This window comes from Chengkuizengella axinellae (assembly GCF_030730905.1).
Taxonomy (GTDB): domain Bacteria; phylum Bacillota; class Bacilli; order Paenibacillales; family KCTC-33759; genus Chengkuizengella; species Chengkuizengella axinellae.
In genome coordinates this window covers 126,147-145,953 of record NZ_JAVAMP010000007.1, presented here as the reverse complement: position 1 = coordinate 145,953, position 19,807 = coordinate 126,147, and the positions used below count along the sequence as shown (strand labels likewise).

The window sequence follows — 19,807 nt, the reverse complement described above, 5'->3', positions numbered from 1 at the left end:
CGTGAGTACTGTGTGCTTGACTATTTTTAACAGTTGGTCCATATAAATGAGGCTATTTTAGTAAATTTTCTGAATATTATGATATAATAAATTAAGGAAGGTTTTGTTCCTTGAAAGTGTTTTGATTCTTATGAATGTATGATCCATGTTAACGATCTTCAAGTATGCTTCTTTCGGTATCCCCGGATTTATTTAATCTATTGGAGAGGAGAGGATGAAGGAATGGAAGTGATAGGATCGTTTGAGAATATCTTAACGGAGTTACATGAGATTATGAATTCAAAACCCGCTGTAACAATTCCTAAATTTCATAGGACGATTGCCAAAGATGAAGAAGAGGAGAATAACGCTCCTTGTCAAATCATTTTTGGTTGTTATTTTACCTATGAACCAGTCATCATGTATGGTGTCATTAATAATCAGATAGATGAGGGTTGTGTGTATGTTGTTAACAAAGTTGAACCTTCTGAAATGATGAATGATTATGTGAATTTAGTTGAAGCCTACTTTCCTGATAGTACCCTTGAATGGAAAAGAAATTTGATCTTTGTTTTTGGTAATAAATTCAATAAAGTGCTAAGGAAATTTGATGATATGAGGTCAAATGAAATGCTTGACTCCGTTATTGATCATCTCATAAATTATGATGAAAGTATTGATGAGAATATTTAGAATAAAGAAAAGACCAAAATAAAACATCTCATTCCATTAAGTGGTTGAGATGTTTTTATTTATGCAATATATCTTTTTTATAACATAACAATTTATAACTTTTTTGATTTGCTGGAATGTTCAATTTTCCCTAAAGCATAAGCAGCAGCAAGTCCCAAACAAAGAGTTATTAAACTGAGCAATATCTCTCCATCCAGACCTGGGAAAATAACAATAGTAGAACCCGAAACCATTCCTATGATAATAGCGTACATCATTGTAGAAAAATTAGAAATAAGATAATGCAGCAGTCTGCTCATAATAGCGAGGCCTAGAATAACCCCAAGTCCTACAACTGCAAGTATAACTAGATCAAAATCAGATACAGCACGTATAATTGTAGGATAGACTCCAAAAAGCAATAGTAGGAATGAACCACTTACACCAGGTAAAATCATTGCAGAACTAGCCATCCAGCCAGATAAAAATAATAAAACTAATTCAGTAGGTCCAATTGTATCCCAAATGGCTGCGTTTGATTCTTCCTGAAAAAATCTCATAGATGCAATAGCGATTCCAAAAATGATTAACAGGATATAGTGTCTGGCTGTAAAGTTTGTTTTGGCACCAGCCTCAATAAACAAAAAGGGAAGAATCCCAATAATCAAACCTAAAAAGAAAAAGAATGTAGGCTGTGGAAATTGTTCTAATAACAATTCCATTATATTGCTTAAAAACCCGATAGCAGCCAACATTCCGATTGCAATGGGTAATAAAAATAGGAGATGTCTTTTCCACTCTCTGCTGAATATTCCATTTATAGATTCTAATACTTTATCATATACACCGACGACAACAGCAATAGTTCCAGCACTGACTCCAGGGATAATATCACTTGTTCCCATTAAAAAACCTTTATATAAATTTTTCCAGTCCAAACTCACCACACCTAACCTTATGTAATTACTTTTAGTATAAATGAAAACAAATAAAACCTGTCTTATAGTTTTCTATTGGTTGCCTGTTTCATTGTAACATTTTAGATAGGTGAAGTTAAAGGTGTTTCTTTTGATATATTCGGTAAGAAATGAACACATGAAAAGAACTAGGGGATGAATTTCCTCTAGTTCTCTTGATCATAACATGTGTATTGAATATTAATATTGTATTGAACTTTTATTGATGACTTTACTTTTTTTAGGCATTAAAACTTTAATGGATAAATAAGCAAAACATAGAGCTTGAAAAAAGAATAAGATTCCCCATACCAAAGTCGGAATGTATGTCACTGAATTTAAAAATGCAGCATCTCCAGCTCTGCTTGGAGAAATGAGACTTAATACTAGAATGTCTACAGTTGAGAAAAATGAAGTTGTGAGCAGTAGAATGGAGAGAATTAGGGTGACATTTTCTAAAAACTTTTGGCTTTTTTCCATGAGAAAATAAATTAAAAAAGGGATAAAACAGAACAGCCAAAGGACACCATATAGATTTCTTACCCAAAATATGAGGTTAATCAAAGAAATATACAATAAGATATGAATCATCCATTTGTATTTTCCTTTATTCCATAACCAGATAAATATGAATGCCATCATGGAGGCAAATACATACCCGCCGATACCAGATAAAAACCCCCCGATCCAAAGAGAATACCTTGTGAAAGTTACCCCTTCTAGATTCGAAAATAATTCAATTTTGGTCACTTCACCATTAGTAAATTGAGTAATAAGAGCATGCCCTGTTTCGTGAATCATCGTATTTGTAACTCTAAGGAACGTACCTACAAAAGGCACGTACATTAAGATGATAGTGAGAATAGACATGTAAATGATTTTTAACCTCATTATTTTTGTACTCCTTTTGAGATCCGTCGTATAACTTTGCTTATATAAGTATATGCGTAAGTTGATCATAATCTGTCATAAAGTATTGGGAAGAATATCAGGTAGTTTTTTTTAATTGTGCTTTATTATTGTAAAAAGTTTTATACCCTAGTTGCAATAATAACAAAATGGAAAGCGAGACACTTGCTGTTATTCCAAGTAAAATAACAATTTGGTATTTGATGGCAATCATTGGATCAGCACCGGATAAAATTACCCCTGTCATCATACCTGGCAGAAACACAATACCTGTGCCCACCATACTATTCACTGTTGGCAAGATAGCTGCATCAAAAGATTGTCTAACTATAAATCGTGAAGCTTCTTTTGGCGTAGCCCCGAGCATTAATGAGGATTCTATGTATTGTCTTTTGCTGTGCATTCCATCCATCAATGTTGAGATTCCTAATGTGATTCCAGTCATAGAATTCCCAATGATCATACCAGCAATTGGAATGAAATAACGTGGATCATACCATGGAGTAAATTGTATGACGATAAAATCAAAATAAAGCATACTTAAAGTGGTTCCTAAAAATAAAGCAAATGCAATAATTTTTTTGAGCTCTGTAGAAATCTTTGTTTTCACCCTATTGTATACATTATATACGGCAAACGCCTGCATAAATAAGATGATGAATACCGTAATGAATGGGTTTGGATTTTCAAAAACATAAGTTAAAAGATAACCTACAAGCGCTAATTGAATACTCATACGAAAGGAGGCTATTAAAATTTCTTTTTCCCTTCGAATACCTAACCATTTTACGATTGCAATTAATATCAATATAAAAATATACGAAGTAAATAGCTGTACTAAAGTGATATCTTGAATGCTATCCATGGGTCACACTCATTTCTTTATCATTTATATTAGTTATATCAACGATTTTATCTGAAAATTTTTCTGCAACTTTTAAGGAGTGGGTAACCATGATTACTGTTTTTTGATTCGATTTGATAAATTGGAAAAAACGCTCCATCACTTCATCCGCTGTTTCATCATCTAAAGCTGAAGTTGGCTCGTCCAGTAAATAAACAGGAGGGTCCATTAAAATAATTCTCGCAAAAGCAAGGCGCTGCTTTTCCCCGCCAGAAAGATCATCTGCATTTTCATCTAGTTTTTTATGAAGGTCAAATTTTTCTAAAAGATCATGCAACTGTTGATCATGGATCGAATCGGTATCTTTCTCACTGAACTTTAAGCCAATTAGTAAGTTGTCTTTTACTGTACCATCATATATAGAAGGAGTTTGTGACAACATGACTACCTCACGACGTAATTGAATGGGATCCATTGTGCTGATATCCTGTCCATTGTATTGAATAATTCCATTATCATAACTAATTAGATGATTCAGCAATTTTAATAAGGTGGATTTTCCACTTCCACTTTTTCCGATAATACTTGTGATTCTTCGTTGTTCAAAATGTAGAGCTTTAATATTCAAGATAGGGTCGACTTTCACATCTTTAAGCTGAAACATAAGGTCATCCTTTCCAATTAATGGAGTATAGCTTGATTATATCATTTTTATATTTGAAAAAATAATGTTCAACTTTATGAACGCAGGGAATATTTATCTTAGTAAAGTGCTTAGTGGAATAGGATATGATAATGTAAGAATGAGGGAGTTAAAGGTAGAATTATAAGGAGGTTATCTCATTGAGTGAATTTGAAAACAAACTAGATAAATATGCAGAAACAGTGGTAAAAGTAGGTTTGAATGTACAAAAGGGGCAGGATGTATATATTAGCGTCCCAGTCTATGCAACAAATTTTACGCGAAAGTTAGTAAAACACGCATATTTGGCAGGAGCTAGACAAGTGTTAGTGGACTATGTTGATGATGAAGTCGATTTATTAAAGTATCAATTGGCATCTGATGAAGGATTAAAGGCATTTCCTTCGTGGAAGACCAAAGGGATCCTTGAGATGGCGGACAACAATGCGGCTTTTTTAAGTATCCGACCTAAAAATCCAGAATTGTTAAAGGATATTGATCCTGATCGTGTTGCAATGGTTGACAAAGTACGTCGTATAGAGAGTAAAGAATATTCACAAAATTATATATCAACAGGGAGAATTAGCTGGACATTGCTTAGTTATCCATCTCCAGAATGGGCAAAGCTTATGTTTCCAAAGTTAACTGAAGAAGAAGCAGTAGAGAAATTATGGGATGCCATGTTTGAAGTTACAAGAATCAATCAGGAAAATCCTGTAGATGGTTGGAAGGAGCACATTGAAGGTTTAGAAACGAGAGCTGAACTTTTGAATGAGAAAAAATATAAAAAACTTCACTATAAAGCACCTGGTACAGATTTAACCATTGAACTACATAAGGATCATAAGTGGATGTGTGCAAACTTCACCAATTTGAAAGGAACAAAGTTTGTACCTAATATACCAACAGAAGAAGTGTTTACAATTCCTCATAAAGATGGTGTAAACGGGACTGTAACCAGCACAAAACCTTTGGTTTACAGTGGAAAGTTAATCAATCAATTTAGCTTGACATTTAAAGAGGGTAAGGTAGTAGATTTCAAAGCAGAAGAGGGTTATGACATATTAAAAAACATATTGTCCATTGATGAGGGTGCAAAATTTTTAGGAGAAGTGGCTTTAGTTCCTTATGATTCTCCAATTTCAAATTCTAATTTAGTGTTTTATGACACTTTGTATGATGAGAATGCATCATGTCATATTGCTTTAGGAAATGCACTTCAAATGTGTATTGAAAATGTGGAAGAAAAAAGCAAAGAGGACATTGATGCAATGGGATTTAATAGAAGTCTGACACATGTTGATTTCATGATTGGATCTGCAGAGTTGGATATTGATGGTGAAACAGAGGATGGTTTGGTAGAACCGATCTTCCGTGCAGGGAACTGGGTTATTTAATACTGAAAAGAACCTGATACATAGATAGGGACATGATTATAAATATGAAATCGCTGGAGATGTTTTTCAAAATGAATTAATAACCTCTTTTAGGGGTTATTTTTTTTGTAAATAGTCTAAAGAGTATGAGAAGATTACTGATGTGAATCATGTTACTTATCTTTATATTAAAAGAATCATTTCTATTGAAGGGTGTGTTGTTGAATGATCAAAGGACTCTATGAGGCTCATCTACCTGTTAAAGATTTAACTCGTTCGATAGAGTTTTATGAAAAGATCGGATTAGAATTAGCAAGTGAAAGTGAGAAAGTTGTATTTTTTTGGATAGAAAAAGAGAAGAGTTGGTTAGGATTATGGAAAACCGACAAAGTCAACACACCATATCATCCATCTTTAAGACATATTGCCTTTCAAGTTGATTTAGATGATATAAGAAAAGCAAAACACTGGTTGATGGACAGAGGGATTGAAGTTCGTGAAGAGTTTGGCATTCCACCTAAAGAGCCTATTATTTTATTGAATAAACCACATACTCATGCAGCGATTTATTTCCATGATCCAGACGGAAATTCACTTGAATTGATCACGCCACTACAAATTGATGATGCAAACGTAAATGTAGATAACAAATCTTATTTAAGTGAATGGAAAGAAAAAGAATAAGCCAATAAGGAGGCTAACCAGCGTCTTTATTTTGTATTTATGAGAAAATGTCTGACTATATGAACTACATCTTTAGTAGTAGGAAATGTTTAGTCCAATTGAGTAGAAGCATTTCAAACCTCTTCCCGACGTTTATTTTACCTTATGAATGTAAACTTAAATTACGATAAAAACAAAGGAGAGTGTTTGAAATGAAAAACAAAGTCGTTATGATTACAGGTGCATCAAAAGGTCTAGGTAAAGCATTAGCTTTAGCTTTTGCGAAGCAAGGTGCTGATTTAGCCATTTGCGCTAGAGGGCAGGAAGCATTGGATGCTATTCACAATGAACTAAAACAGTTTAATATACAAGTTTTGGCGGTGAAAGCAGATGCTTCTAATTCACGGGATGTAGAACGATTTGTAGCTCTAACAGAGGATGTTTTTGGACATATTGATGTACTCATTAATAATGCATCTATTCTAGGTCCAAGTCCAATGCCATATTTGTTGGATTTCCCTGAAGAAGATTTTGAACAGGTGTTGAAAGTAAATACGGTTGGCCCTTTTTTAGTCACTCGTAGAGTTATAGCAGGAATGCTCCAGCGTAACCAAGGTTCTATCATCAATGTAACCTCAGAAGCAGGAAATGTAGGATATGCTGGATGGGGAGCTTACGGTATTTCAAAGTTTGCTATTGAGGGATTAACAGAAACATGGGCTGATGAAGTAGATGGTACTGGGGTTAGAGTGAATATGGTTGATCCTGGAGAGATGGATACTGAGATGCATGCTTTGGCTGTACCAGATACGGATTATGAATTAGCGGATCCAAATGATTTAACAGATATATTTATTTATCTTGCTTCAGAAGAATCTAATCCTATGAATGGAAAAAGATTAAGTGCTCAACAATTTGTGGAGGAAGGTGAGATATCATGAATGCTCTAGCGATGAAGTTTGAGATACCGGAACAATTGAATGCAGCCAAACCGCCTGAGAGAAGAGGGATTCGTAGAGATTTTGTACGCATGATGGTTTTAAATAAAAATAATGGAGAAGTAGATCATTCCACATTTTTTAATCTAGATCAATATTTGAAAAAGGGAGATGTACTAGTTTTAAACAATAGTAGAACTGTTCCCGCTATACTAAATGCAAAACAGCTGAGAAGTAACAAAATGATCGATCCTAAAGTAGAAATTCGATTAGCACACAGAAAATCTGAAGATCGTTGGGAAGCCTTGATTGTGTCTGAAAATGTAGTGGAAGGAGATCGGTTGAATTTTTCATCAAAGCTATCTGCAACAATTATCATAAATGGTACGAGAGAACCTTTTTATATATTAGAATTTTCATTGTCAAATGCTCAACTATATAACGAAATCTATAACTTAGGAGAACCAGTTCGTTATGAATATATTGAAGGGGAGTGGGGATTGGATTATTACCAGACGGTATATGCTTCTGTGCCAGGTTCTGTTGAGATGCCTTCTGCTGGTCGTGCTTTTAGCTGGGAGCTGCTTCTGAAATTACAGCGTAAAGGAGTGAAAGTAGCCTTTATACAACTTCATACAGGATTAAGTTATTTGTTGGATGATAAATATCATCAAGCGCCGTCCGAAAATACAGAAAGTTACCAAATTCCTACTGAAACAGTTGAACTTATTCAAAAAGCAAAAGAAACTGGCGGGAGAGTTGTAGCAGTAGGCACTACCGTAGTTAGAGCACTTGAAACAGCAGTAAATAAACATGGCGATTTAATCGAAAAATCAGGCTGGACGAATCTGTACATTACGAAGAACTACCCGCTCAAAGTTGTCGATGGGTTAATAACAGGTTTACATGAACCTGAAGCTAGCCACTTACAGCTGTTATCCGCATTTATTGACGAGGAAAATCTGATGGGGGCATATCATCAAGCTATTAATGAGTCCTATTTATGGCATGAGTTTGGTGATATGAATTTAATACTATGAACAATATCAAAAACATTCATCATGTGGCGATTGAAGTAAGTGACTTAAGACGTTCAGTAGAATTTTACAAAACACTAGGGTTCACAGTAGAGAAATCAATAGATTTTCAAGGTGAGGAAGTGGTGTTTTTAGTAAGAGAGCATTTGCGTTTAGAGCTTTATGAAGTTGAAGGAGCACTTAATAAGTCAAGTAATGATAAGCAGATGCATTTAGCTTTTGAAGTGGAAAGTTGGAGTGGAATTTTAGATTGGATTACAGAGAATAAATTAATAATTACAGAAGGTCCCTTCAACTTGGAAAATGGATGGCGGACAATATTTGTGAAAGGGTATGATGGTGAAATACTTGAATTTATGCAATGTTAAAAAAGAGGATTAGAATCAAACTGAAGGGGGATTGTCCAACATCAGTTTGATTCTTTATCACGTTCTCATGCTGTAAGACTCCCTCTTCTTCAAAGGGGAGATAACATCATCATTTCACCTGATAAGGTCATCTAACTTTCAGCGGGAGATTAAAAACTCCCACTGAAAGTTAGATTCTCTTTATTGTTTTCTCCTAAAATAAAATCACGTGTTAATGCTAGGATTTGTTCTTGTATCTCTTTGTTATATTTATTTCCGTTAATTAAATACCCCACATGATAAACATGTCCATTGTAATAGCTATATAATTCATTTGCAGAGGTAACTGTAATTGAAACTCTATTTTCTTCCTTGTTGTAGCCATAGTATTTATACACAAGTCCACCATTCGTACTAGTAACTTTATGGAATATAGGATAGCCGTTTATTAAATCCGCTTTGATGATTTCATTTCCAAAAATATCATGTTTTTCCTTTGAAGAATCATATTTTGCAAGTGGGTTTTCATCAATCTCCGTGACAGAAATGATTAAAAATTCCTTTGGTCTTCCGTATGAAGAATTGTGTAAATAAGTGTATTGTACTTGATGCTGCAACTTTCCGTCTATATCTTTTGATGTAACAAGATAGGCTGTTTCTTCATTTATTTCAAAAGGTATGTTTTGTTTATCAATTAGATTTATATTATTCTTCATTGAATCTGGAATATAGGACATCATATCCTCAAATGGAAGAGGTTGATAATAAGCTCCACTTTTCCTTTTGTCAAGCAGATCAACATCTTTAAAATACTCGCTATAAGTAAAGTCAGTACCATGAACCTCCAATAAAGTTTCTTGTTTATTGCTGCATCCTATTACGACTAATGTTATTAACAGCAATAATAGGACATTCATAGTTAGTTTTGCAGTCTTCAAATTAATCGCCTTCTTTATAGTATATAGGTTATTCCTTCATTTGTTGGATGGATGAATAGGGTGAAATAAATGAATCCCCTGTTGAATCAGTTGTTCCCAAAAAGGATGGTCTGGTGGATCAAAAACGGATATCGCTATCCCATTTAAATAGGAGAAATAAGAAGCAAATACAGTTTCAGGATCAACCTCATCTAATTCGCCTATTTTCTGACCCTCTAAAATGACTGGTATGACAGCATCTCTTGATTCATCAAAAAAGGCGAAGAGCTCCTGCATGAGTTCAGGGAAACTATTTTGACGTCCCAAAACATAATGAACTAATGCAAATTTTTGCTTGTTGTATGTAAATTCCCTCACTTGATATCTTACCATTTCGCTAATTCGATCTAGAGCAGAACCATCAACATTCTGAATTAGGAAATAAGATTTTCTAAGTTCATTTATTGGAATAAGGACAGCCTCTTTGAACAAATTATCCTTGTTTTCAAAATAATAATTAATCATTCCAAAGCTAACACCTGAAGCTTGTGCGATTTTCGAGATGGTAGTGTTGTGATAACCGTCATTTGAAAATAATTCTATGGCAGTCGTTAATATTTTCTCTTTTTTTTCATCCCTTAATTTGTCGGTAACACCTTTAGGTCTTGGCATGAGTATCCCCCTAAAATATATCTCGATTAGTCTTCTTCTCTTTTGAAATCATTGGAAAGCAAATAACTTCATTATCAAGTTCAATATAGCGTGCTAACCCATGTTTGTAAAGCTTAAAGTAATTTAATGGAATACTAAGCTTTACACAAAAGAGCTGATTGTGATATAATTTGATTGATTAATCAATCAAATTAATGTGAGGTGTTCATCTTGAATCATTCCATTGTAACTCCATTAAAAAATAGAAACTTTCGCCACTTGTTTATTTCACAAGTGATATCGGATATAGGAACATGGTTTGATATGACAGCCATTATTGTGCTGCTTGCTTATCATTGGAATTTAGGAGCTGTATCCATAGCTATCTATACTGTTTCTATCGGTTTGCCATGGGTCATATTTGGTCCTTTTGCAGGTGTCTTTGTGGATAAACTTCCTAAAAAAACAGTCATGATTTTAAGTGATGTGTTTAGGGGCATTTTGGTGTTATTTTTATTAATTGCACCGAATCTATATTTTGTTGTTTTGATTATGGTATGTAAAGGCCTATTCAGTGCACTGTTTGAACCAGCAAAACAAACCTCGATAAAATTATTGCTATCCGATGATCAATTGTTAAGTGCAAATTCACTTAGTCAGCTTTCCTTTCAAGGTTCAAGAATTATCGGTCCTGCTTTGGGCAGTTTATTATTGGTATTTTCAACGCCACAAACTGCGTTTGTCATTGATGGAATTTCTTTTTTTATTTCTGCACTTATACTTTTTATGATTCCTCTAGGTAAATATGAAAAGCATCTTTCTACTACAAATGTAAGCGAGATGGATCAAAAGAAAAAGAAACTTAAAACAAAAGTGAAGGATTTTTCTCGAGATTTTAAAGAAGGGATTCAGTATATTCTTTCAAATAAAATCTTAATCATACTTATTCTATATATTACGGGAGTAAACTTTGTCATCTTTTTATTTGAAAGTCTGGCGGTACTTTTAGCGAAAGAAATGGAGTTTAGTGAAGAATCTATAGGTCTTTTTATGAGTGTGTCAGGGCTTGGAGCTGTTGCAGGAGCTATTATGACAAGTCGTTTAGGATCAAAAATGAATCAATTCTCTTTAATGATTTATTCCTCTCTGTTTTTATCTGTGATTTTGTCTTTGGTGGGTTTAGGTGGTTTTGGTATATTACCTCCTAATCTCATATTATGGCTTATAGTTTGGTTTCTAATGGGATTGTTTTTAGCTGTTATCTCTGTTTGTTATGGGACTTTACTTCAAGTAAATACACCTACTGATCTAATGGGCAGAGTTTCAAGCACTGCGAGTGCATTTGGAACAACTGCGTTGGTTGTTGCCCCTTTATTAGGTTCGTTTTTAGCACAATGGATTCAAATTGGCGGTGTATTTATATTGTCTGGTTTGATCATGCTGGCGATCTGTTTAACCTCATTTATTTACTTACAACAAAATAATGTTCATGATGTGAGTCCTAATGTAGAGCAGGTTTGATTAAGGTAACGTTGTCATCGTATTTTTCTAAAATTCCACTCCCGTCCAATCCATTTATTTTTTTTTGAATATAATGAAGCATAATTATTCAGAGAGGAAAGTGGATTATTATGGCTGTAATTAACGTTCCTAGTATTATTGCACCTACAATAAATGCCGCATTACTTGTTGCAGATCCAGGAGATACAATCAGAGTAGCAGCAATCACTTGTAACGAAGCGATAACGGTTTTACCCGGTTTAGACCGTATTCGAATTATAGGTGAGGGTATAGGTAAAACAATAATAGATGGTAAAGGTCTCCCAGCAGGATCTATAGGGATTAATATTCAATCGTCGTTTGTAACGATTGAGGATTTAACAGTAAATCATTTTTCTAGCTTTGGCATTTTTATCAGTACGGACGACAATATTATTCATAAGGTAGATGTATCAGGCAATGAAGACAACGGGATTAACATAGAACCTGGGCTTCAAAACGGAGAAAGAAATATAATCATAGACTCAAAAATAAAAAATAATACATTAGATGGCATTTCTGTACTGGATTCAGAAAATAATTATATAGTAACAAATTGCATTTTAGACAATCAAAGAGAAGGGCTACGTCTAAGAGGAGATAATAACTTAGCTTTAAAAAACTTCATACAGGGTAATGGTAGTACTGCAATTTCATCAGCTCAACCTAATAATATAATTGTCAACAATACTGTCATAAAAAATGAGGGTGATGGTTTGTTTGTGGGACTTGACAATTTTATATTTGCAAACAAGATATATAAAAATAAGGGGGATGGAATTACAACTCGTGGTGCTAGAAATCTGTTTATGGCAAATGACATTAGATGTAATGATCAAAATGGGCTGTTTATTAGAAGTGGTGGACAGCAAAGAACAAAAAATAATACATTTTTCAAAAATGGAAACACAGGAATTATGATTGAAATGAACCAAGACGAGAATATCATTGATAATAACTGTATCAAAAATAATGTAAATCAGGGCATACAAATTAATGCTAGTGCTGATGATAACGTCATTCGATCCAATCAATTAGTAGGAAATTCACCGGATATAAATGATGAAGGAGTGGGAACATTATTTGATGCTAATCGCTGTACAACAAGTGATCCACCTGGTTTATGTAATGAGGATAACGAGATTTTCGTAAAAGAAGGTCAGAGTATCCAAACTGCGATAAACAACGTCCCAAGTGAAGGCTTTACAATTCGAGTAGGAAAGGGAACCTTTAATGAGGCACTTTTAATTAATAACATGGGAGGAAATCGGGATAAAATTCGAATCATTGGTGCAGGTAGTGGTAAAACGATTATCGATGGAACGGATCTGCTTGGTGCAACTGGTATTGACATAGACGCTAGATTTATAACAATCGAAAATCTTACTGTCCAAAAATTTGAAAATCGAGGGATTCTAATTGATGGTGAAGACAATATAATTTCATGTCTAAATGTATTTGATAATCAACGTGCTGGTATTGAAATGGATTTTGGTTCAGAAAGGAATTTGGTTATAAATTGTAATTCTTGTGGGAATACAAGCGATGGAATTGTTTCGAACGGGAATAACAATTATGTCGTTTGTAACCAGACCATTGAAAATGTTGGGAATGGCATTCGCGTTAGAGGTGATTTTAACTTAGCACTAAATAATTTCAGTGAAGGAAATAATGGTGATGGAGTCGACTTTGATAATAATGGTTTTATTATTGGTAATTGTGCATTGAATAGTCGATTTGCTGATGGTATTTTTACAGCTGATAGTAATTTAATTCTTTGGAATAAAGCAATTGGTAATCCTGAGGAAGGAATAAGAATAGAAGATAATAATTTAGTCTGGGGAAATAGGATATGTAATAATGAGACTAGGGGGATGTTTACTGTATTTTCTAACAGAATCAGAGACAATATTTTAAAGAACAATAAAGGAGTTGGTGTGGAAACTAGTGGGGGCGATACGCAGAATATCATTGATAACAATACCATCATAAATCAAACAGAAGCAGGGATTTTATTATTTATGAATAGTCAAAATAACGCTGTTCGTTCTAATTGTTTAAAAGGGAATAATCCCGATATTGAGGATAACGGAATGAATAATGTCATTGATGAAAATATTTGTCAAACGAGTAATCAACCTGGGATATGTAATCAGTGATATAAAAACATAGTAATTTAGAAATGGAAGCAAGTATCTTTTCTTGATGAGAATAAATGAGCTTATCGAGGAAAGATTTTTTGTTTTCTCCACTCCTGTCCATACCTTTTGATTTCTCACTGAATACAATGGAGTATCAAAAAATGGGAAAGGAGTGTTCTTGTTATGGTAATCAACGTACCAGAAGATGAACTTACTATTAATGCTGCCTTAGGTATAGCCTCTCGAGGCGATACCATTAGAGTAGCAGCGATCACTTGTAATGAATCAATTATCATAAGTGGAGCAAATTTAAACCAAATACGCATTGTAGGGGCAGGGATAGGAAAAACGATTATTAATGGAACGGGTCTTCCAGCTGGCTCAATTGGTATAAATATTTTGGACTCTAGTTTAGTAAAGATTGAAAATTTATCTGTTCGATGCTTTAGCGGAACTGGTATTATGATTGAATCAAATGAAAACATCATTCATAAAGTTGAGGTAGCAGAAAATGGGGAGGAAGGTATTTCGATAGTTTCAAATGGATCTCGAAATATGATCATGTCATCAGAAATAAATAGAAATATATTAGATGGTATCTTTATCATCAATGGATCGATAAAGAATTATGTAGTATCCAATTGCATTTCAAATAATTTAAGAGAAGGGATACGTGTAGTAGGGGACAATAATTTAGTTCTAAAAAATATCATTAAAGGAAACTTAGAGGAGGGTGTAACAGCAAGAGCAGCAAATAATTTAATTATTAATAATTTGATTTTAAATAATCTTTCTGGTGTCGGGAACAATGCGAATGATTTTGTTTTTGCTAATAAAATATTTAAGAACAAAAATGATGGAATAGAAAACCGCAGTGTTATGAATTTATATTGGGCAAATGATATTAGATGTAATGGCGATACAGGGATACGACTTAGAGGTGGAGCACAACATAGAGTCATAAATAATACGATCATTAACAGTGGAAATATAGGGATTGAAATTGTAGAGGGTATCAATGACAACTTGATCGATAATAACTGTATCAAAAATAATGTCAATCAAGGAATACTGATAAACCCAAATTCCAATGATAATGTAATTCGATCCAATCAATTAGTAGGAAATACACCAGACTTAAATGATGAAGGAATGGGAACATTATTTGATGCTAACAGCTGTACAACGAGTGAACCTCCAGGACTATGTAATGAGATAAACGAAATTTTCGTAAATGAGGGTGAGAGTATTCAAGCTGCCATAGACAATGTTCCAGAAGAAGGTTTTACAATTCGGTTAGGAAAAGGAACCTTTAATGAGTCACTCACAATTAATAACATAGGCGGAAATCAAGATAAAATTCGTATCGTTGGTGCGGGTAGAGGAAAAACAATTATTGATGGGACTGATTTACCTGGTGAAACTGGAATTGATATAGAGGCTTCCTTTATCACAATTGAAAATCTGACTGTTCAAAAATTTGATAGTCATGGGATTAGAATGAGCAGTGATGATAATATTCTTCAATGTGTAAATACAGTTGATAATGTGGATGATGGAATTTTAATTGAGGGGGGAGGACAACGAAATTTGATCATTCATTGTAAATCTAGCAGAAATACTGGAGATTCGGCTGACGGAATTGATGTGAATGGAAACAATAATTATATTGTTTGCAGTCAATTTAAGGGGAATGGTGATGCAGGCATTTGTTTAAATGGCTCTTTTAATCTAGTTTTTCAAAATGTATGTGATGGGAATAGTGGAGCAGGTATAACAACAACTGTTACGGCAAATGAAAATTTTATCATATGTAATACTGCGATAAATCAAACTGGCTTAGATGGTTTTGATATTGAAAGCGATGCATGTTTAATCCTTTGGAATAAAGCTTGTGGAAATATGGATGATGGATTTGAAGTGAATAATAATAGCTTAGTTTGGGGCAATGTTAGCGCTAATAATATGGACAATGGGATTGACGTGGATGGATTTGAAAATAGATTGATTCAAAATATTGTGCAAAATCACAATGAAGAAGGCATCATTGTATTTCAAAATTCTGATTCTAATATTGTTGATAACAATAAATTGATCAATAGCAAATTAGCGGGAATATTATTGGAGTCAAATGATAATGCAGTGCGTTCTAACTGTTTAAAAGGCAATAACCCTGATATTCAAGATAGCGGAATGGATAATGTCATTGACGAAAATATTTGTCAAACGAGTAATCAATCTGGGGTCTGTGAAGATAATTGAATATAAAAAGTAGTTAAATGTAAAGAGTCTTTCAAAGTGTAATTTTCTCTAGAAAGGCTCTTTAGTTTTGGTACTTTATATATTTTTGTTTTCATAATTCATTTAATTAAAACTTTAAAGTGACAAAATCGTAAGCTAGGCTCTTTAAATTGAAAGACAAATCAATATGAGAATTTACAACTTCTTTATATACTCTATCAATGTGAGATAGAAATCGAAAGGAAGTGAGGAGAGTCTGATTTTCAAATTTATAGGTTAATATACATACAAACGTGCAGTTGTAGACAATGAAAATATGATTAAACAAAGGGTAGATTGAATATGAAAAAGATTAGTATTTTATTTTTATGCTTCACCATTATCTTAGGGGTCATGCCACTAACTCATACCTTACCTTGGAGGATACGACAATGCAGCTGCGACTTGGGATGGAGATCAAAATATGATTTCTTTACAAAATGCTAGCGGGATGATGAGTTCTTTTGGTGATCCTTCTTCACCTGCTTCTGGGTATTTTGGAGGGGATTATTACGAGGGTTTTCTCCAAGCTTTACAAGGAAACCTATCAAATGAAGCAGATCCAAATCAAGATACAGATGCAGGGTACTATCTTCAATGGAATTATGATACAGATGTTGAAGATAGTATAGATCAAACATTAGATCCGGGAGAGAGCTGGGAGATTGTTTCCTTTGAACAATGGGAAGAAACACATAATCAAGAGTTAAGCAATAATGCGGATCTATCCGTGTTAACTACCCAAATACATGGTGATTTTGAAGAAACATTTGATGTAGATACTTTATTTTATACAAAAGAAGTCGACGGGAATGTTTCTGAGATTACAATTGTCGCTGTCCCAGAGCATGAAGATGCACAAATTAAAGTTAATGGTCAGGAGCAGCCTGTTACCGTACCTTTAAATTATTGGGAGAATATTATTACTATAGATGTGACAGCCGCAGATGGAGTAACACAAAAGACATATACTTTAACTGTTATTAGATTATTAGGCATAATGGGCAAACACTACAACAAATGACTCCGAATCAACAAGCTCTTTTTCGCAGGAAAAATTTAGGTTTTGTTTTCCAACAAAATAATTTAATAGATACACTGACCATCGGTGAAAATATTATGCTCCCATTAACATTGGATCATATAAAGGTAGTGGAAATACAGCATCGATTAAAGACTGTATCTGCACAGCTTGAACTTGAAGATAATACGTCTAGGATTTCTTGAAAAAAAACCAGTCTATTTGTACCTTTGTGAATTTCTGCAAAACACCTGCCATCCTTAATAAACAGAATTCGATTACAATAACTAGCTGTAAATGGATCATGGGTCACCATTAATATCGTAGTCTCAAACTGATGGTTAAGATTCATTAAAGTCTCCATTACATCCTTAGAAGCTTTTGAATCCAAATTACCAGTAGGTTCATCTGCAAAAATGAGCATTGGATTTTGAATGATTGCTCTTGCAATTGCCGCTTTTTGCTGCTGTCCTCCAGACACTTCATATGTCCTTTTTGTCAGTATTGAACATCTGTGATTATTGTGAGTGGTATAACGGTTTTGGTGTATATCATTTATTTACTTCATAATTTCTTCATTTTACGTAGCTTATATGTTCGTAAAATTACAAAAGCAATGGTGTAATTTATAAGAAGGATCTGACTATCATTGTGAATTTTGATAGGGGTTTTGTACTCTTGACAAAAACTTGGGAATCATCTTATACTAACTAATGTATAAAAACCAACTAAATTTCGGAGGTAATGTGAACAATGGAGAAGTAATCTTACGTATTCTAGCATTTTCAATGTAAATATTGATTTGAAACTAGAGGTAGGATTAGTCTGTCCATTTTCGGGATGTGTTAATACACAACCTGTTTGTTCATAGTACCTTTTTTTATTTCCAATACATCAAGCTTGACCGATGTTTATCACATTCTGTATGCTGCAACTCTGTTATTCAAGGGGGTAACAGCAGGATTCTCTTTATCATAAAGATGTGATCAATTTTAGTCGATCCAGATCGTCCTGTCCGTTTTAGCAGTGATCTGTTTTATAAAAAGTGAACATGGAATGAATGGAACAACAAACGAACTAATCCTCTCTAGAACATACTAGGGAGGTTTTTTTATGACAATATTAGAGATGAATAACATTCAGAAATATATTAAAGAACGTTTATTGTTTAAATTAGAAGGTCGAATTACCATTTCGAAAAATGATCGGATTGGAATTGTGGGCTTAAACGGAGCGGGAAAATCCACATTTTTATCCGTGTTAGCAGGTAAAGCAGAATTGGATGCTGGCACGATTAGTCACAAAATAAATATGATAGAGATTTCACAGAATGAAGAAGCAAGTATTAGTGTTGAATTCAGTTGTAACTTGTCCAAATGGGGAATAGGTAAAGAAATGCATGCTGGCATGAGTGGTGGTGAAAAAATGCGAATGAAAATTGCTGAAGCACTTGATCGTCCATTTGATCTTCTGCTTGCTGATGAACCCACTAGTCATTTAGATTTATCGGGCATAACGAAATTAGAACAAGAAATTAAAAACGTTCAGGGAGCAGTTATTATCGTTTCGCATGATCGAGCTTTTTTAGATGCGGTTTGTACGAAAATGATTGAAATAGATAATGAAAGAATGATTGAATATCAGGGCAACTATAGTGCATATTTGGAACAAAAAGAGGTGCATTTAAACCGTGCTCAATTTGAATATGACGAATATACTCGGGAGAAATCACGTTTGCAGCAAGCTTTTAAAGAAAAACAAAGTAAAGCTAAAACGATGAAAAAGAAACCAAAACGAATGAGTTATAAGGAAGCAAATCTTGGTGCTGAAAAAGCTAGAAGTAAACAAGCGAAGGTTAACCGTTCTGCAAAGACAATTGAGAAGCGAATTGAACAATTGGAGAAAAAGGAAAAACCAATTCAAAAGGATCAGGCTATCTTTGATGCAAGTCAACACAAAAGGATACACAACAAATTCGTGATAAAAATGGAATTGGTAAATAAACAAATGGTAGACCGTACTTTATTTAAAGACCTGAATGTGATGATAAAACCCGGCATGAAGGTTGCTTTGATCGGAAACAATGGTATTGGAAAATCTACCTTATTAAGAATGATTGCGAAACAAGAAGTAGGCATTTCTGTGTCTGGGATCTGTAAAATAGGCTATTTGCACCAAACATTGAATGATTTGAACCAGGGTCAGTCAATTTTAGAAAATGTGCTTGAAACGAGTACGTACTCACAAGAAAAAGTGAGAACAATACTTGCTAGGATGCTTTTTAAAAGAGATGAAGTTCATAAAAAAGTAAGTGTTTTAAGTGGGGGAGAGAGAGTAAAGGTTGCTTTGGCCAAATGTTTTGTAAGTGATGCGAATTTGTTGCTGTTAGACGAACCTACAAATTATTTAGACATTCCTACTCAGGAAAGTTTGCAGAAAGTATTGAAGGAGTATCCTGGTACAATTTTATTTGCTACGCATGATCGAAGATTAATAAATCAGTTAGCGACCTATACACTGCTTATTGAAAACGAAAAAGGGTTATTACATGAGGGTAATTATGATGCTTTGTTGAAAAGGAGACAGGAACGCCAAACCAAAGAGTCTTCTTTTATTGATTCAAACGAAGAGGAACTATTGAAAATTGAACATGAATTATCCGAAGTCATTGGAAAACTAGGGTATATTACCGATCTTTCTGTAAAGCAGGATTTGGAGAATCGATATGAAAGCTTGTTGAAACAAAAAAGAGAATTAAAAGTCACTTAGAGTAATAATATGAATAGTAGGGATTCTAAAAACCTCTGACATACATTGTCAAAGGTTTTTATTTTTCAACGTTATTAAATAGTTGC

At 33.9% G+C, this 19,807-nt stretch carries 17 protein-coding genes and 1 pseudogene; 11 read left to right on the top strand and 7 right to left on the bottom strand.

Annotated features, from left to right (window positions below; all coding sequences use genetic code 11):
- Positions 1-222 precede the first annotated feature (222 nt).
- The gene (locus tag Q5Y73_RS14750; protein ID WP_305992675.1) at positions 223-672 is read left to right on the top strand and encodes a hypothetical protein; all 450 of its coding nucleotides are present in this window, start codon (positions 223-225) and stop codon (positions 670-672) included.
- Positions 673-764: 92 nt separating this feature from the next.
- Here the strand turns inward: Q5Y73_RS14750 and Q5Y73_RS14745 are convergent, their stop codons facing one another.
- From Q5Y73_RS14745 to Q5Y73_RS14730, 4 genes are all read right to left on the bottom strand, one after another.
- Entirely contained in the window at positions 765-1,589 is an 825-nt protein-coding gene (locus Q5Y73_RS14745) for a DUF368 domain-containing protein (protein WP_305992674.1), read from the bottom strand.
- 219 nt (positions 1,590-1,808) lie between these two features.
- The gene (locus Q5Y73_RS14740; RefSeq protein WP_305992673.1) at positions 1,809-2,498 is read right to left on the bottom strand and encodes a M50 family metallopeptidase; all 690 of its coding nucleotides are present in this window, start codon (positions 2,496-2,498) and stop codon (positions 1,809-1,811) included.
- A 97-nt stretch (positions 2,499-2,595) separates the two neighbouring features.
- On the bottom strand, positions 2,596-3,381 hold the full coding sequence (locus tag Q5Y73_RS14735; RefSeq protein WP_305992672.1) for an ABC transporter permease: 786 nt from the start codon (positions 3,379-3,381) through the stop codon (positions 2,596-2,598).
- A complete protein-coding gene (locus Q5Y73_RS14730; protein WP_305992671.1) occupies positions 3,374-4,024 on the bottom strand; it encodes an ABC transporter ATP-binding protein in 651 nt (216 codons plus the stop codon). The genes Q5Y73_RS14735 and Q5Y73_RS14730 overlap by 8 nt, the downstream gene beginning before the upstream one ends.
- 179 nt (positions 4,025-4,203) lie before the next feature.
- On the opposite strand from Q5Y73_RS14730, the gene Q5Y73_RS14725 reads away from it, so the two are divergent.
- The 5 genes from Q5Y73_RS14725 (at position 4,204) to Q5Y73_RS14705 (ending at position 8,424) form a co-directional block, all read left to right on the top strand.
- Positions 4,204-5,439 (top strand): aminopeptidase, encoded by a 1,236-nt coding sequence (locus Q5Y73_RS14725; protein WP_305992670.1) that lies wholly within the window; start codon positions 4,204-4,206, stop codon positions 5,437-5,439.
- 204 nt (positions 5,440-5,643) lie between these two features.
- Positions 5,644-6,102, top strand: coding sequence for a VOC family protein (locus tag Q5Y73_RS14720; RefSeq protein ID WP_305992669.1), 459 nt, complete (start codon positions 5,644-5,646; stop codon positions 6,100-6,102).
- A 191-nt stretch (positions 6,103-6,293) separates the two neighbouring features.
- Positions 6,294-7,022 carry an SDR family NAD(P)-dependent oxidoreductase gene (locus tag Q5Y73_RS14715; RefSeq protein ID WP_305992668.1) on the top strand — a complete coding sequence of 243 codons (729 nt, stop codon included), beginning with the start codon at positions 6,294-6,296 and terminating at the stop codon, positions 7,020-7,022.
- Complete coding sequence (locus tag Q5Y73_RS14710; RefSeq protein WP_305992667.1) at positions 7,019-8,059, top strand: S-adenosylmethionine:tRNA ribosyltransferase-isomerase; 1,041 nt, start codon at positions 7,019-7,021, stop codon at positions 8,057-8,059. The genes Q5Y73_RS14715 and Q5Y73_RS14710 overlap by 4 nt, the downstream gene beginning before the upstream one ends.
- Positions 8,056-8,424, top strand: coding sequence for a VOC family protein (locus Q5Y73_RS14705; RefSeq protein ID WP_305992666.1), 369 nt, complete (start codon positions 8,056-8,058; stop codon positions 8,422-8,424). The genes Q5Y73_RS14710 and Q5Y73_RS14705 overlap by 4 nt, the downstream gene beginning before the upstream one ends.
- 149 nt (positions 8,425-8,573) lie before the next feature.
- On the opposite strand, the gene Q5Y73_RS14700 is transcribed toward Q5Y73_RS14705, so the two are convergent.
- Positions 8,574-9,341 carry a hypothetical protein gene (locus Q5Y73_RS14700; protein ID WP_305992665.1) on the bottom strand — a complete coding sequence of 256 codons (768 nt, stop codon included), beginning with the start codon at positions 9,339-9,341 and terminating at the stop codon, positions 8,574-8,576.
- Between the two features lie 36 nt (positions 9,342-9,377).
- Complete coding sequence (locus Q5Y73_RS14695) at positions 9,378-9,992, bottom strand: TetR/AcrR family transcriptional regulator (protein ID WP_305992664.1); 615 nt, start codon at positions 9,990-9,992, stop codon at positions 9,378-9,380.
- 210 nt (positions 9,993-10,202) lie between these two features.
- On the opposite strand from Q5Y73_RS14695, the gene Q5Y73_RS14690 reads away from it, so the two are divergent.
- From Q5Y73_RS14690 to Q5Y73_RS14675, 4 genes are all read left to right on the top strand, one after another.
- Positions 10,203-11,492 (top strand): MFS transporter, encoded by a 1,290-nt coding sequence (locus tag Q5Y73_RS14690; protein ID WP_305992663.1) that lies wholly within the window; start codon positions 10,203-10,205, stop codon positions 11,490-11,492.
- A gap of 110 nt (positions 11,493-11,602) precedes the next feature.
- Positions 11,603-13,669 (top strand): right-handed parallel beta-helix repeat-containing protein, encoded by a 2,067-nt coding sequence (locus Q5Y73_RS14685; RefSeq protein ID WP_305992662.1) that lies wholly within the window; start codon positions 11,603-11,605, stop codon positions 13,667-13,669.
- A 165-nt stretch (positions 13,670-13,834) separates the two neighbouring features.
- Complete coding sequence (locus Q5Y73_RS14680; RefSeq protein WP_305992661.1) at positions 13,835-15,913, top strand: right-handed parallel beta-helix repeat-containing protein; 2,079 nt, start codon at positions 13,835-13,837, stop codon at positions 15,911-15,913.
- Between the two features lie 442 nt (positions 15,914-16,355).
- Positions 16,356-16,955 (top strand): cadherin-like beta sandwich domain-containing protein, encoded by a 600-nt coding sequence (locus tag Q5Y73_RS14675; RefSeq protein ID WP_305992660.1) that lies wholly within the window; start codon positions 16,356-16,358, stop codon positions 16,953-16,955.
- A 115-nt stretch (positions 16,956-17,070) separates the two neighbouring features.
- Here the strand turns inward: Q5Y73_RS14675 and Q5Y73_RS14670 are convergent.
- A pseudogene (locus tag Q5Y73_RS14670) lies at positions 17,071-17,457 on the bottom strand (ATP-binding cassette domain-containing protein); the annotation flags it as partial.
- Between the two features lie 608 nt (positions 17,458-18,065).
- On the opposite strand from Q5Y73_RS14670, the gene abc-f reads away from it, so the two are divergent.
- Positions 18,066-19,721, top strand: coding sequence for a ribosomal protection-like ABC-F family protein (abc-f, locus tag Q5Y73_RS14665; RefSeq protein WP_305992659.1), 1,656 nt, complete (start codon positions 18,066-18,068; stop codon positions 19,719-19,721).
- The last annotated feature ends 86 nt before the right edge of the window (positions 19,722-19,807 follow it).